Source organism: Pseudomonas sp. Y39-6, from assembly GCF_023651955.1.
Lineage (GTDB): Bacteria > Pseudomonadota > Gammaproteobacteria > Pseudomonadales > Pseudomonadaceae > Aquipseudomonas > Aquipseudomonas veronii.
The window spans coordinates 6,502,661-6,516,251 of sequence record NZ_CP069594.1 but is presented as its reverse complement, the minus strand read 5'-3'; the positions used below and the strand labels follow the sequence as shown (position 1 = coordinate 6,516,251).

The 13,591-nt window shown below is 61.8% G+C and carries 14 protein-coding genes; 7 read left to right on the top strand and 7 right to left on the bottom strand.

What is annotated here, in order from left to right; all coding sequences use genetic code 11:
- Positions 1–214 precede the first annotated feature (214 nt).
- Positions 215–1,591, top strand: coding sequence for an L-serine ammonia-lyase (locus JN756_RS29755; protein ID WP_017844932.1), 1,377 nt, complete (start codon positions 215–217; stop codon positions 1,589–1,591).
- A 516-nt stretch (positions 1,592–2,107) separates the two neighbouring features.
- Positions 2,108–3,211, top strand: a complete 1,104-nt coding sequence (gbdR, locus tag JN756_RS29750) for a choline metabolism transcriptional regulator GbdR (protein ID WP_017844931.1) — start codon at positions 2,108–2,110, stop codon at positions 3,209–3,211.
- A gap of 94 nt (positions 3,212–3,305) precedes the next feature.
- Here the strand turns inward: gbdR and JN756_RS29745 are convergent, their stop codons facing one another.
- From JN756_RS29745 to JN756_RS29725, 5 genes are all read right to left on the bottom strand, one after another.
- The gene (locus tag JN756_RS29745; protein ID WP_108524907.1) at positions 3,306–3,569 is read right to left on the bottom strand and encodes a hypothetical protein; all 264 of its coding nucleotides are present in this window, start codon (positions 3,567–3,569) and stop codon (positions 3,306–3,308) included.
- 97 nt (positions 3,570–3,666) lie between these two features.
- Complete coding sequence (locus JN756_RS29740) at positions 3,667–4,164, bottom strand: thioesterase family protein (protein ID WP_108524909.1); 498 nt, start codon at positions 4,162–4,164, stop codon at positions 3,667–3,669.
- A 13-nt stretch (positions 4,165–4,177) separates the two neighbouring features.
- Positions 4,178–5,143, bottom strand: coding sequence for an L-carnitine dehydrogenase (locus JN756_RS29735; RefSeq protein WP_046381800.1), 966 nt, complete (start codon positions 5,141–5,143; stop codon positions 4,178–4,180).
- An 85-nt stretch (positions 5,144–5,228) separates the two neighbouring features.
- Positions 5,229–6,116, bottom strand: coding sequence for a 3-dehydrocarnitine:acetyl-CoA trimethylamine transferase CdhC (cdhC, locus tag JN756_RS29730; RefSeq protein ID WP_017844927.1), 888 nt, complete (start codon positions 6,114–6,116; stop codon positions 5,229–5,231).
- 87 nt (positions 6,117–6,203) lie between these two features.
- The gene (locus JN756_RS29725; protein WP_017844926.1) at positions 6,204–7,148 is read right to left on the bottom strand and encodes a choline ABC transporter substrate-binding protein; all 945 of its coding nucleotides are present in this window, start codon (positions 7,146–7,148) and stop codon (positions 6,204–6,206) included.
- Between the two features lie 193 nt (positions 7,149–7,341).
- Between JN756_RS29725 and JN756_RS29720 the strand changes: the two genes are divergently transcribed.
- Positions 7,342–8,286, top strand: coding sequence for a GlxA family transcriptional regulator (locus tag JN756_RS29720; RefSeq protein ID WP_017844925.1), 945 nt, complete (start codon positions 7,342–7,344; stop codon positions 8,284–8,286).
- Between the two features lie 68 nt (positions 8,287–8,354).
- Positions 8,355–9,533, top strand: coding sequence for an AAA family ATPase (locus JN756_RS29715; RefSeq protein WP_046487921.1), 1,179 nt, complete (start codon positions 8,355–8,357; stop codon positions 9,531–9,533).
- Positions 9,534–9,786: 253 nt separating this feature from the next.
- Here JN756_RS29715 and JN756_RS29710 read toward each other — a convergent pair whose 3' ends face one another.
- On the bottom strand, positions 9,787–10,203 hold the full coding sequence (locus JN756_RS29710) for a DUF3010 family protein (protein ID WP_108524915.1): 417 nt from the start codon (positions 10,201–10,203) through the stop codon (positions 9,787–9,789).
- A 202-nt stretch (positions 10,204–10,405) separates the two neighbouring features.
- Between JN756_RS29710 and JN756_RS29705 the strand changes: the two genes are divergently transcribed.
- On the top strand, positions 10,406–11,368 hold the full coding sequence (locus JN756_RS29705) for a tyrosinase family protein (RefSeq protein ID WP_201021615.1): 963 nt from the start codon (positions 10,406–10,408) through the stop codon (positions 11,366–11,368).
- A 40-nt stretch (positions 11,369–11,408) separates the two neighbouring features.
- On the opposite strand, the gene JN756_RS29700 is transcribed toward JN756_RS29705, so the two are convergent.
- Complete coding sequence (locus tag JN756_RS29700; RefSeq protein ID WP_046381806.1) at positions 11,409–11,810, bottom strand: lysozyme inhibitor LprI family protein; 402 nt, start codon at positions 11,808–11,810, stop codon at positions 11,409–11,411.
- A 219-nt stretch (positions 11,811–12,029) separates the two neighbouring features.
- Between JN756_RS29700 and JN756_RS29695 the strand changes: the two genes are divergently transcribed.
- Positions 12,030–13,007: a dipeptidase gene (locus JN756_RS29695; protein WP_017849539.1), complete on the top strand. Its 978-nt coding sequence runs from the start codon at positions 12,030–12,032 to the stop codon at positions 13,005–13,007.
- A 51-nt stretch (positions 13,008–13,058) separates the two neighbouring features.
- The gene (locus JN756_RS29690; protein ID WP_046381807.1) at positions 13,059–13,589 is read left to right on the top strand and encodes a DUF5943 domain-containing protein; all 531 of its coding nucleotides are present in this window, start codon (positions 13,059–13,061) and stop codon (positions 13,587–13,589) included.
- The last annotated feature ends 2 nt before the right edge of the window (positions 13,590–13,591 follow it).

Below are 13,591 nucleotides of genomic sequence, written 5' to 3'. Positions count from 1 at the left end.
ATTTTTCCTAAGGAAAAACCGCTGTTTTTACCCATCTGCACCGCTAAAAACGCCCAAAACAGGCCCTTGCTCGTGAGCGACGCTGATGAGCATGGTTGCGTCGGTGTGAGACGCCGTGATGGCGGATAAAAGCCTGATGATGCCGCCATCTGGGCGATCTGAGCGTAGCACCTCGTTCAAGCCTGGCCTGTGCTTATCGAGGAGTTCCACGGCAATGGCTATCAGTGTTTTCGACCTGTTCAAGATCGGCATCGGGCCTTCGAGTTCTCACACCGTCGGCCCCATGCGCGCCGCAGCGTTGTTCGTTCAACGGTTGCGTGAACGTGAATGGTTGGAACAGGTGCGGCGCGTCGAAGTTCAGCTCTACGGCTCATTGTCGGCCACCGGCATCGGCCACGGCAGCGACACCGCAACCATCATGGGCCTGATGGGCGAGTGGCCGGACGCAATCGATCCGGCGCAGATCGGCCTGCGTATCCACACCCTGCGCGAGACCGACACGCTGCTGCTGGACGGGCGTTTACCGGTGCCTTTCGTGTGGGCGCGGGACATGCGCCTGCTCGACGAAAACCTACCGTTCCACCCCAATGCCATGACCCTGGTGGTGTTCGGTGCTGACGGCGAGTTGCACCGCGACACCTACTACTCCGTCGGCGGCGGCTTTGTGGTGGATGAAGCCCAGGCGCAAAGCGGCGTGGCGGATATGGACCGCAGCGCATTGCCCTATGAATTCTCCAGCGCGGTGGAGCTGCTGCAACTGTGCAAGAGCCATAACCTGCGCGTCGCCGAGCTGATGCTGGCCAACGAAAAAGTCTGGCGCTCCGAAGATGAAATCCGCAGCGGCCTGATGACGCTCTGGCGCGCCATGCAGGCGTGCGTCGAGCAGGGCCTCAAGCACGAAGGCATCCTGCCCGGCGGCCTGAATGTGCGCCGTCGCGCCGCCAAGTTGCACCGAAGTTTGCTGGAGTTGAGCAAGCCCAACGTGATCGGCTCGACCTTGAGCGCGATGGAGTGGGTCAACCTGTTCGCCCTCGCGGTCAACGAAGAAAACGCCGCCGGCGGGCGCATGGTCACCGCGCCGACCAATGGCGCGGCGGGGATCATCCCGGCGGTGCTGCACTACTTTATGAAGTTCAGCGACGACGTCACCGAAGCCAACGTGGTCGACTACCTGCTCAGCGCGGCGGCGGTGGGCATTCTGTGCAAGAAGAACGCCTCGATCTCCGGCGCCGAAGTCGGCTGCCAGGGCGAGGTCGGCTCAGCCTGCGCCATGGCGGCGGCGGGGTTGGCGGAGATCCTCGGCGCCACCCCGGAGCAACTGTGCAACGCTGCCGAAATTGGCCTGGAACACAACCTCGGCCTGACCTGCGACCCAGTGGGCGGCCTGGTGCAAGTGCCGTGTATCGAGCGCAACGCGATTGCCGCGGTGAAGGCGATCAACGCCGCGCAGATGGCCCTGCGCGGCGACGGCCAGCACTTTATCTCCCTCGACCGGGTGATCCGCACCATGCGCGATACGGGGGCGGACATGCATGACAAGTACAAAGAGACGTCGCGGGGTGGGTTGGCGGTCAGTGCGGTTGAGTGTTGAGACCGCGTCGCCGCTATCGGGGGCAAGCCCCCTCCCACAGGGGAACGCATTTCAGATGTGGGAGGGGCGGTGCGACGATTCGACTTGCCCCCGATAGCGCCAGTCCAAACAACCCTGCTCATAAAGTGAACACCAAAACCAAAAGCGCCACCTTTTAGCGCGTCGCAAACAGATAAGTACCCCCCAAACACTTTCCCCTCCGACCACCCGTCACCCGTGCCTGCGGTGACAGACGCTTGCTTCGCCCTCAAAGCGCCTACCCACAAGTGCTACCGATCTGCTCACAGCCCTTGAACGGGGCCGCTTGCGCCGCCGATTCGGGGCATATTCCGCACTTCGTGCAGGGGCTTGTCTAGACACATCAAGAGGTCGTTTTCAGGAGTTATTGAATGGCCATTCAAATTTAGGCATGGCAATTGCTCTATCAACTCAACGCCTCTCTCTGCATCAGAGACGAGCGCAATAACAAGAGCCTCGCCTGAGGCCATCACCCGCTTTGTGTGAGGAGATACCGCGATGACGTCGTTCAACTCCGGGGCCCAACCCCAGAACCGTGCGCCTCAATCCATCGGCTTTCTGCTGCTGGACAATTTCACGCTGATTTCCCTGGCTTCGGCAGTGGAACCGCTGCGCATGGCCAACCAGTTGTCCGGGCGCGAGTTGTATCGCTGGACAACCCTGAGTGTCGACGGCAACCAGGTGTGGGCCAGCGACGGTCTGCAAATCACCCCCGATGCCGCCATGCACAAAGCCCCGGCCCTGGACACCGTCATCGTGTGCGGCGGCGTGGGTATCCAGCGCACCGTCACCCGTGAACATGTGTCGTGGCTGCAAAGCCAGGCGCGCCAGTCCCGTCGCCTCGGCGCGGTGTGTACCGGCAGTTGGGCCCTGGCCTGCGCCGGGCTGCTCGATGGGTTCGATTGCAGCGTGCACTGGGAATGCCTGGCGTCGATGCAGGAAGCCTTCCCGCGCGTGTCGATGAGCACCCGCCTGTTCACCCTCGACCGCAACCGCTTCACCAGCTCCGGCGGCACCGCGCCGCTGGACATGATGCTGCACCTGATCAGCCGCGACCACGGCCGTGAACTGTCGGCGGCGATCTCCGAGATGTTCGTGTACGAGCGCATCCGCAACGAACAGGATCACCAGCGTGTGCCGCTCAAGCACATGCTCGGCACCAACCAGCCGAAGTTGCAGGAAATCGTTGCGCTGATGGAAGCCAACCTCGAAGAACCGATCGACCTGGATGAGCTGGCGGTGTACGTCGCCGTGTCGCGGCGCCAGCTGGAGCGGCTGTTCCAGAAATACCTGCACTGCTCGCCGTCGCGCTACTACCTCAAGCTGCGCCTGATTCGCGCACGGCAGTTGCTCAAGCAAACGCCGATGTCGATCATCGAAGTGGCGTCGGTGTGCGGGTTCGTGTCCACGCCGCACTTCTCCAAGTGCTACCGCGAATACTTCGGTATTCCGCCACGGGATGAGCGCGTCGGTTCCAACACCACCCAGCAGGTGGCGATGATGCCGATTCCGCCGGCGTTGGTGTTGTCCCCGTTGTCGGGGCCGATGTCGGCGTTGAGCCAGGCGCGCAATGAGTCGACGTTTGCCAGTGTGAGGCTCTAGACCGAGTCGCCTGCATCGGGGGCAAGCCCCCTCCCACACTCGAATTGTGAATACAGTCAAATGTGGGAGGGGGCTTGCCCCCGATAGCGGTCTGTCAGACGCCGGAGTTCTGTTTGAACTGCATCAGCGCCGGCAATAACTGCTTATCGATCGCCTGCCGCACCGCCGGCAGAATCGTCGCACTGCCGCTGTACATCTGCTCGACCATGCCCTTGAGCGCCTTGGCCCGCGCTTCGCTCAAACCGCGTACCGCACATTCACAGGCCTGCTCGGCGCTGGCGCCGCTGGATACCTCGAAACCGAGCGAGCGCAGTTTGCTCAGCAGGTCATCCTGGTCAATCAAATCCGCATGCATCATGACGTTTATCCTGGTGAAGGGAGCGGGGGGATCGATTTGGATTCTGGTAGCCGACCAGGCGGTCGGCAAGGGCAGAATGCATGAATGGCTCGGATGGCTATGAACAGGTCGTTTTCGGGCCATTTGGCGCGGGCAGGCCAATGACGCGGCCGAGGAGGGCGGGAGTGGGCAGGTCGACTTGCGTGGCGCGGATGGCCGCGAGGCGTTCCAGTGTCGCCTCGGTGAATGGCGTCGAGCGCGGCCCGGCGAGGTCGACGTGCAGCAGCATCTGTTCGTTGCCCGCCAGTTCCTTGTCGTCGCTCACCAGGTGCAGGCTGTGATAGAGGTGCAGGCGCTTGGCATCGTGGGCGATCAGTTGGGTACGCACCTCCACGTCGGCGCCGAGTTTCACTTCGTGCAGGTAGTTCAGGTGCAGCTCCAGGGTGAACAGCGAATGGCCGCTGGCGGCGCGGTTTTCGCTGTCCAGGCCGAGGGTGTCCATCAACGCGTCGGTGGCGTAGCTGAAGATCAGCAGGTAGAACGCGTCGCGCAGGTGGCCGTTGTAGTCGACCCAGTCGGGGTGGACCTGGGTGGTGTAGGTGGTCAGTGCCGGCATGCTGGGGGGTTCCTTATTCGGCGAAGGTCATGCCGTGCTTGGCTTTAGTGGTCTTCACCGCTTCCAGCACCGCCAACAGACAATCATCACGGTAGCGCTCCAGCGCCGAAATGCTGTGGTTACCCAACTGCTCGCGGGTGCCGTCGACCACATCGTCGATCAACTTGTCGGTCAGCTCCGGCGCCGGCAGGTGGGTCCACGGCAACTGCAACGCCGGGCCGAACTGTGCCATGAAGTGCCGCATCCCGGCATCGCCGCCGGCCAGGGTGTAGGTCAGGAACGTGCCCATGAACGACCAGCGCAAGCCGGCGCCAAAACGGATTGCGTCGTCGATCTCGCCGGTAGTGGCAACGCCATCGTTGACCAGGTGCAGCGCCTCACGCCACAGGGCTTCGAGCAGGCGGTCGGCGATAAAACCGGGGACTTCCTTGCGCACATGCAACGGGCGCATGCCGAGGGATTCATACACCTGGATCGCCGCCTGGATCGCCTCGGGCGCGGTGTGTTTGCCGCCCACCACTTCCACCAGCGGCAGCAGGTACACCGGGTTGAACGGGTGACCGACGACGCAGCGTTCAGGGTGGGTCGAGCCTTCATAGAATTCGCTGGGCAACAGGCCCGAGGTACTGGAGCCGATCAACGCATTCGGCTTGGCGGCCGCGCTGATCTTGCTGTGCAGCTCCAGTTTCAGCTCCAGGCGTTCCGGGGCGCTTTCCTGGATGAAGTCGGCGTCTTTCACGCACGCCTCGATCGTGGCGACAAAACGCAGGCGGTCCTGCGATGCGCCGGGGGCCAGGCCTTGTTTCTCCAGGGCGCCCCAGGCATTGGCGACGCGTTGGCGCAGCGCGGCTTCGGCACCGGGCGCCGGGTCCCAGGCCACCACATCGAGGCCGTGGGCCAGGGCGCGGGACACCCAACCGCTGCCGATCACACCGCTGCCGAGGGCGGCGAAGGTTTTGATATCTGTAATAAAACGCATGGCGACATTCCTGAATAAGGTGATGTTCCCCTGTGGGAGGGGGCTTGCCCCCTCCCACAGGTTTTGATCCGGTTTGGGCTGGGGGTTAGCCGCGTTTTTTGAGGCCCATTTTCAGGCGCCCTTCGGCCGGGGTCATGACCCGCGCGCCCAGGCGGCTGAGGATTTCACTGGCGCGTTCCACCAGTTGACCGTTGGTGGCCAGCACGCCTTTGTCCAGCCACAGGTTGTCTTCCAGCCCGACCCGCACGTTGCCGCCCAGCAGCACCGCCTGCGCCGCCATCGGCATTTGCATACGGCCGATGCCGAAGCCGGCCCACACCGCGTCGGCGGGCAGGTTGTCGACCATGGCTTTCATGGTGGTGGTGTCGGCCGGCGCGCCCCACGGGATGCCCAGGCACAGTTGGAACAGCGGGTCGTCGAGCAGGCCTTCCTTGATCATCTGCTTGGCGAACCACAGGTGGCCGGTGTCGAAGATTTCCAGCTCGGCTTTTACGCCCAGTGCCTGGATACGTTTGGCGCCGGCCCGCAGTTGCGCCGGGGTGGACACGTAAATGGTGTCGCCATCGCCGAAGTTCAGCGTGCCGCAGTCGAGCGTGCAGATTTCCGGCAACAGCGCTTCCACATGGGCCAGGCGGGTCAGCGGGCCGACCAGGTCGGTGTTGGGGCCGAATGCCATGGGCGTCTCGCCGCCGCCGATCTCCAGGTCGCCGCCCATGCCGGCGGTGAGGTTGACGATAATGTCGATGTCGGCCTCACGGATACGCTCCATCACTTCGCGGTACAAGGCGACGTCGCGGCTGAACTTGCCGGTCTCGGGGTTGCGCACATGACAGTGAACGACAGTGGCGCCAGCCTTGGCGGCTTCCACGGCGGCGGCAGCGATTTGTTTGGGGGTGACCGGTACATGGGGACTTCTGGCGCTCGTGTCGCCAGCACCGGTGAGTGCGCAGGTGATGATGACGTCGTGGTTCATGGGGCAGGTTCCTTACAGGCGTGATTTCAAGGCGTAGCGAGGCCGTTCGCGGTCAGGCACGACCGCGAAACGGTGCGTCGAATACCGTTATTTGCTGGTCAGTTGCAGGTTGGCGGCGGCGGGTTTGCCGTCGAAGGTGGTCACGCCTTCGAGCCAGCGCGCCTGGTCTTGCGGGTGATCCTTGAGCCACTGCTTGGCGGACTCGAAGGCGTCCTTGTGTTCCAGCAACGGCTGCATCATTCGGCTCTCGTCGGCGGCGGTGAAGGTCAGGTTGGTCAGCAGCTTGTGGACGTTGGGGCACTGCTCGGCGTAGGTCGGCGAGGTGACGCTCCACACGGTGGCCATGCCTTCGTTCGGGCCCAGGGCGTCTTCGCTGCCGGTGAGGTAGGTCATCGCGATGTTGACGTTCATCGGGTGCGGCGCCCAGCCGAAGAACACCACGGCTTCCTTGCGACGCACCGCGCGGTCGACGGCGGCGAGCATGCCCGCTTCGCTGGACTCCACCAGCTGGAATTTGCCCAGGCCGAACTGGTTCTTGGCGATCATCGCCTTGATCTGGGTGTTGGCGCCCGAGCCCGGCTCGATGCCGTAGAGCTTGCCGCCCAGTTCTTTCTCGAACCTGGCGATGTCGGCGAAGGTTTTCAGGCCTTTGTCGGCCAGATAAGTCGGCACCGCCAGGGTCGCGCGCGCGTCTTCCAGGCTCGGTTTATCGAGGACCTTGACCTGCTTGGCGTCGACGAACGGGGCGATGGTCTGGGTCATCAGCGGGTTCCAGTAGCCGAGGAACAAGTCCAGGCGCTGGTCGCGGATGCCGGCGAAGATGATTTGCTGGGACGCGCTGGTCTGTTTGGTCTTGTAGCCGAGGCCATCGAGCAACACTTGGGTCATGGCGCTGGTGGCGATCACGTCGGTCCAGTTCACCACGCCCATACGCACGTTCTGGCAGGATGGCGCGTCGGCCGCGAAGACGCTGGTACTCAAGATGGCGCTGGCGCTGAAGGCGAGCACGCAGCGGCTGATCAGTCGGTTCATGGTGGTTCCCTCGGCAGGTCGTTATTGTGGGGGCCGGCGTCTTTGTGCGCCGTGGGGTCACGTTACGCAGCTTGAGGGGCGACAAAACGCACGGCGGCGACCCGCTCTTGCACTGCAGCGACCTGTGCTCTTGAATGGGCCGTTGAACTGGCGTATCACAGTGACCACGCTGCCGGTCCTACGAGAGCGCACCATGTCCCAGGATTTCTACTTTCTGCTGATGCCGGGGTTCTCGGCCATCGGCTTTATCTCCGCGCTCGAACCGCTGCGCGTGGCCAACCGCTTTCGTGGCGAGTTGTACCGCTGGCATGTATTGAGCGCCGACGGCGGCGCGGTGTTGGCGAGCAATGGCATGTCGGTCAACGCCGACGCGGCGCTGGAGCCGCTGAAAAAAGGCGCGACGCTGATGGTAGTCGCCGGTTTCGAACCGCTTGAATTCGCCACCCCGGCCCTCGAACATTGGCTGCGCCGCCTCGACCATGACGGTGTGACCCTCGGCGCCATCGACACCGGCGCCTGCATCCTGGCCGAAGCCGGGCTGCTCGACGGCCACCGCCTGACCCTGCACTGGGAAGCCATCGACGCCTTCAAGGAAGCCTATCCGCACCTGAGCGTGACCCAGGAACTGTTCGAGATCGACCGCCGCCGCATCACCTGCGCCGGCGGCACCGCTTCCATCGACCTGATGCTCGACCTGATCGCCCAGGCCCACGGCCCCGACCTGGCGATCCAGGTCTCCGAGCAATTCGTGCTCGGGCGCATCCGCCCGCGCAAAGACCACCAGCGCATGCAGATCGCCACGCGCTACGGCATCAACAACAAGAAGTTGGTGCAGGTGATCGGCGAGATGGAACAACACACCGAACCGCCGCTGAGCACCCTGGCCCTGGCCGAGGCGATCAAAGTCACGCGGCGCCAGCTGGAGCGGCTGTTTCGCCTGCATCTGAACGACACGCCGAGCAACTTCTACCTCGGCCTGCGCCTGGAAAAAGCGCGGCAGTTGTTGCGCCAGAGCGACATGAGCGTGCTGGAGGTGAGCCTTGCCTGCGGCTTTGAGTCGCCGTCGTATTTCACCCGCAGCTATCGGGCGCGATTTGCCAAGTGTCCGCGGGAGGATCGGCGACGGGAGGTGGTTTGACCGGCGATTATAGTCAATTATACTCACGACTATAATTTATAGTTAGTTCAATAATTGAGTATAAAAGCATGTCCAAGCCCAGCGGTTTTGTGTTCCGCCGCCCCACCCTGGCAAGCAGTATTGCCGATGGCCTGGTGGGCGTGGGTATCCAGGATTTCACCTCTGGCCTGTTTCTCGCGGCGCCGCGTCGTACCGGCAAAAGTACTTTTCTGCGCGAAGACCTTCTCCCCGAGTGCCAGGCTCGGGGTTGGCTGACGGTGTATGTGGACCTGTGGGCCGACAAGGAGAAAGATCCCGCCGAGCTGATTTCCAGCGCCATTGCCGGTGCGTTGGTGCCTTTCGAAAAGGGCATCCGCAAACTGGCGAAGAACATCGGCATCGAAAAACTCAGCTTCCTGCGCACCTTGTCCTGGGACTTCACCAAGCCTCAACTGCCCGTGGGCGCGACCCTTACGCAAGCACTGGAATTACTTCACCGCGCCGCCGAGAAAACCGTGGTGCTGGTGATTGATGAAGCCCAGCACGCGCTCACCACCGAAGCGGGCATCAACGCCATGTTCGCCCTCAAGGCCGCACGCGACCAGCTCAACCAGGGCCGCGAAGGCGAGGGCAGTGGCTTACACCTGGTGTTCACCGGCTCCAACCGCGACAAGCTTGCTCATTTGGTGCTGGGCAAAAGCCAGCCGTTTTTCGGCTCCAGCATCACGCCGTTTCCGTTGCTGGGTAAGGCGTTCACTCAGGCTTACACCGCGCATCTCAACGCGCACCTGGCCGAGACCAACCAATTCAACGCGGCGGATATCGACGAAGCGTTTGAGTTGGTAGGCCGGCGCCCCGAGATGCTGCGCACCATCATCGGTGAAGTGGCCCTGGAGTTGGGCGAGGCGAGCAACCTGGGCCAGTTGCTGCACAGCCGCGCGGAAGTGCTGCGCGCCGGCGTCTGGAACGAATTCGAAAGCGCCTGGAACGCCCTCACCCTTGCGCAACGTGCCGTGCTGCAAGTGATGGTGGAGCGTTCGCAACACAATCAACCCTTCGCCCCGTTCACCGACAGCACCCTCATTGCGGTCAGCAAGGCGCTGGAGGAGATGGGCAGCGACGTGGTGCCCGGCACTCAGACCATCCAGGCGTGTATCGATGCCCTGCGTGACAAGGAACTGGTATGGAAGTCCAGCCGCGGCGGTTATGCCCTGGAAGACAAGTCCTTCGGCGACTGGCTGCTGCACAAGCACCGTACACCCGGCTAAACACACCACAAAGCCAATGTGGGAGGGGGCTTGCCCCCGATGACGGTGGATCTGCGGCACCTGAGTGGCTGACACACCGCCATCGGGGGCAAGCCCCCTCCCACAGTGAATTGTCGGTGTGCTTATTGCTTTATCAGGGTCGAACACGCCGTCTTGAAGGCTTCATGCTGGTACTACACCCCTTCTCCTGTAAGCGACAAAGATCAAATGTGGGAGGGGGCAAGCCCCCTCCCACAGTGAATTGTCGGTGTGTTTATTGCTTTATCAGGGCCGAACACGCCGCCTTGAAGGCTTCATGTTGGTACTTGTTCAGCGTCGCCGGCAGATCGAAATTGTGCTTCTTGTTCTGCGCATTGATGGTCTGCGGCGACAGCAGCGTCACTTCAACCCCCTCCAGCAGTTGAAACACCCCTTCAATCTTGAACGTGGTCGGGCCGCCGGCGAATTCGCCTTTTTTGCTGCGCTTTTTGATGGCGATGCGTTCGATGGCGTTGTCCCGCACGAACGCCTTCACCTGGGCGGCGAAGGCTTTGACGTTGGCCGCTTCATCGTCGTCTTCGAGGGCGATTTTCTTGGTGGCCAGGGCGACGTGGGTCAGCGTCTGATTGTTCAGGGAGGCAACGGCGATGATGGCTTCGCTGCCTTTGATTTCGATGCCGCAGAGAGTCATTGGGTCGCCTTGGGGCAAAAAAGAGAGGCCGCAATAGTATCAGGGTCGAGGGCTGAGACGGCCGCCGTCCACCCGTCGGGAACGTGCTCGACCTGTTATTTTTGACAGTAGACCGCCGCGTGCCCGGTCTCATAGATTCCCTGAAGGAGCCTGCCGAGGGTTCCGGCCTGTTCCATGGCTATTCCGACAAGGGAGTTATGCAATGAATATTCGCAAGGAAATTCGCGCACTGACCGCAACGGAACAACTGGAGTTTATCAACACGTTATTGGCGATGAAGCGTTCCGGTGTCTACGACAAGTATGTTCATTGGCATCACGCCGTCATGAAGGCCACGGTCTACCCGAACGAACCCCAAGATCCCAACTACCGTAACGGTGCTCACCGGGGGCCGGCATTTCTGCCGTGGCACCGTGAAATGTTGATGCAGTTCGAGGCGGATCTACAAGCGATCAACGTCGGCGTGACGTTGCCTTATTGGGACTGGACGCAGGATGCGGCCGCCCCTGAACAATCGCCGGTCTGGCGCCAGGGTTTCCTGGGAGGTGATGGCGACCAAGCCGATCAGTTTCGCGTGCAGGATGGGGTCTTTGCCCACAAATACGGGAACTGGCCCGTGCCGTCCTATGACGAAGAGGGTTTGCCCGGGCCAGGCCTCAAACGCCAGTTCGGGCAAGTGATCAGCTCACTGCCAACCGAGGACGACCTGCGAGTGGCGATGAACGAAAGCCTGTATGACGAACCCAATTACAACTCGAGCCCTTTCATCCGCGGTTTCAGAAACCGCCTGGAAGGCTGGATCACCCAGCGCGGCGATCCTGCTGTCAAAACCTCCGGTTCGCAGCTGCATAACCGTGTGCATTTGTGGATTGGCGGCAATATGTTGCCCATGACCTCACCGGATGACCCGGTGTTCTTCCTGCATCACTGTTTCATCGACAAGATCTGGGCGGACTGGCAGGCGCAGAAGCGCCTGGATGAGCCGGACCTGGCCCCGCACTATTGCCCCATGCAGGACGGTCCGCCGGGCCACAACTATGATGATGTGATTAATCCCTGGACCCGCCGGATCAGTGAAGTGATGGATATCGCCGCGCTGGGCTACAGCTATGCGCCCAGCCGCCCATTGACGAAAAGCCCGTTCAAGTCGCCCTTCATGGCCTGACGCCTGTGAAGCGTTCCCGCGTTCAATGCGCGGGAATGCTTCACTCCTGGCCGATCGATTCCAAAAACTCCGACCGCTCATCACTCATCCGCGCCAGGCAATCGTTCAGTTCGATCGCATAGGGCTTGGTGCCGGTCGCCGCCGGGAAGGTGTCCACCGCGCAATCGGCGTCACGTAATTTTTCCCACTTCTGCTGGGCATCCTTCAGACGAGCGGTAATGTCTGCCAGCTGTGACTTGTTGCTGCCATAGGTCGAACCCATGCGCTCCAGCAACCCTTGATAGTTATCCTTGAGCAATTGCTCGGCGGTGGTTTTGTTGTAGGTGGCGCATTCCAGGGTTTGCTTGTCGTTTTCGATGCCGTCGCACGGCGTGCTGTCGGTGTCTTCGGCCGCGTGGACGCCGGTTGCGATGAGTGCCAAAGCCAGGAAAATCGATTTCATTGCGCCGTCTCATATCGGTTGATGCGGGAATTCTGGCCCAAGCGTAAGACAAAGAACAGCCGCCAGACAGACCTGTCTTAGCGACCTTCGTCGCGGATTGACGCTTTCGGCAATTCCCCTGTCGTTTTTGCACCCGGTCCGCTCGGCCCCTCGGCATATGCTGGCCCCAAAGCGCCGGCAGACGATTCGGCGCACGAATCGCCAATAAGGGGACGCCTGATGAGCCCAGCGCAATTACACGCCGACAGCATCGTTATCGACGGGCTGATCATTGCCAAGTGGAACCGCGAGCTGTTCGAGGACATGCGCAAAGGCGGCCTGACCGCCGCCAACTGCACCGTGTCGGTGTGGGAAGGGTTCCAGGCGACGATCAATAACATCGTCGCCAGCCAGACCCTGATCCGCGAGAACAGCGACCTGGTGATCCCGGTGAAAACCACCGCCGACATCCGCAAGGCCAAGGAACAGGGCAAGACCGGCATCATCTTCGGCTTCCAGAACGCCCACGCGTTTGAAGACCAGCTCGGCTACGTCGAGATCTTCAAGCAGCTCGGCGTCGGTGTGGTGCAGATGTGCTACAACACCCAGAACCTGGTCGGCACCGGTTGCTACGAACGCGACGGCGGGCTGTCGGGCTTCGGTCGCGAGATCGTCGGCGAGATGAACCGCGTCGGCATCATGTGCGACCTGTCCCACGTCGGCTCCAAGACCAGCGAAGAAGTCATCCTCGAATCGAAAAAACCGGTGTGCTACTCCCACTGCCTGCCCTCCGGGCTCAAGGAACACCCGCGCAACAAGTCCGATGAAGAGCTGAAGTTCATCGCCGACCACGGCGGCTTTGTCGGCGTGACCATGTTCGCGCCGTTCCTGGCCAAGGGTATCGATTCGACCATCGACGACTACGCCGAAGCCATCGAGTACACCATGAACATCGTCGGCGAAGACGCCATCGGCATCGGCACCGACTTCACCCAGGGCCATGGCCAGGATTTCTTCGAAATGCTGACCCATGACAAGGGCTACGCCCGCCGCCTGACCAGCTTCGGCAAGATCATCAACCCGCTGGGCATCCGCACCGTGGGCGAGTTCCCCAACCTCACCGAGACCCTGCTCAAGCGCGGCCACAGCGAACGCGTGGTGCGCAAGATCATGGGCGAGAACTGGGTCAACGTCTTGAAGGACGTGTGGGGCGAATAAGCCAAACACCCACGGGTAACACCACTACGAATTTTCTGGAGTTAAGTTTCCATGGCCAAGATCGCCCCGCAATTGCCTATCGAAGTCGACAGCGAAACCGGTGTCTGGACCTCCGACGCCCTGCCGATGCTGTACGTACCGCGTCATTTCTTCGTCAACAACCACATGGGCATCGAAGAAGTGCTCGGCGCCGAGGCCTATGCTGAGATCCTCTACAAGGCCGGCTACAAATCCGCCTGGCACTGGTGTGAAAAAGAAGCCGAATGCCACGGCCTTGAAGGCGTGGCGGTGTTCGAGCACTACATGAAGCGCCTGTCGCAACGCGGCTGGGGCCTGTTCAAGATCCAGGACATCGACCTCGACAAAGGCACCGCCAGCGTCAAGCTCGAACACTCGGCGTTCGTCTACGTGTACGGCAAGGTCGGGCGCAAGGTCGACTACATGTTCACCGGCTGGTTTGCCGGGGCCATGGACCAGATCCTGCAAGCGCGCGGCAGCACTATTCGCACCGTGGCTGAACAAGTCTACGGCGGCTCCGAAGAGGGCCATGACGACGGCCTGTTCACCGTCAAGCCGTTGTAAGT

Excerpts from the sequence above, each read along its gene's own strand:
- JN756_RS29755 (WP_017844932.1), top strand. The coding sequence starts at position 215 with ATGGCTATCAGTGTTTTCGACCTGTTCAAGATCGGCATCGGGCCTTCG.
- gbdR (WP_017844931.1), top strand. The coding sequence starts at position 2,108 with ATGACGTCGTTCAACTCCGGGGCCCAACCCCAGAACCGTGCGCCTCAA.
- JN756_RS29745 (WP_108524907.1), bottom strand. The coding sequence starts at position 3,569 with ATGATGCATGCGGATTTGATTGACCAGGATGACCTGCTGAGCAAACTG.
- JN756_RS29740 (WP_108524909.1), bottom strand. The coding sequence starts at position 4,164 with ATGCCGGCACTGACCACCTACACCACCCAGGTCCACCCCGACTGGGTC.
- JN756_RS29735 (WP_046381800.1), bottom strand. The coding sequence starts at position 5,143 with ATGCGTTTTATTACAGATATCAAAACCTTCGCCGCCCTCGGCAGCGGT.
- cdhC (WP_017844927.1), bottom strand. The coding sequence starts at position 6,116 with ATGAACCACGACGTCATCATCACCTGCGCACTCACCGGTGCTGGCGAC.
- JN756_RS29725 (WP_017844926.1), bottom strand. The coding sequence starts at position 7,148 with ATGAACCGACTGATCAGCCGCTGCGTGCTCGCCTTCAGCGCCAGCGCC.
- JN756_RS29720 (WP_017844925.1), top strand. The coding sequence starts at position 7,342 with ATGTCCCAGGATTTCTACTTTCTGCTGATGCCGGGGTTCTCGGCCATC.
- JN756_RS29715 (WP_046487921.1), top strand. The coding sequence starts at position 8,355 with ATGTCCAAGCCCAGCGGTTTTGTGTTCCGCCGCCCCACCCTGGCAAGC.
- JN756_RS29710 (WP_108524915.1), bottom strand. The coding sequence starts at position 10,203 with ATGACTCTCTGCGGCATCGAAATCAAAGGCAGCGAAGCCATCATCGCC.
- JN756_RS29705 (WP_201021615.1), top strand. The coding sequence starts at position 10,406 with ATGAATATTCGCAAGGAAATTCGCGCACTGACCGCAACGGAACAACTG.
- JN756_RS29700 (WP_046381806.1), bottom strand. The coding sequence starts at position 11,810 with ATGAAATCGATTTTCCTGGCTTTGGCACTCATCGCAACCGGCGTCCAC.
- JN756_RS29695 (WP_017849539.1), top strand. The coding sequence starts at position 12,030 with ATGAGCCCAGCGCAATTACACGCCGACAGCATCGTTATCGACGGGCTG.
- JN756_RS29690 (WP_046381807.1), top strand. The coding sequence starts at position 13,059 with ATGGCCAAGATCGCCCCGCAATTGCCTATCGAAGTCGACAGCGAAACC.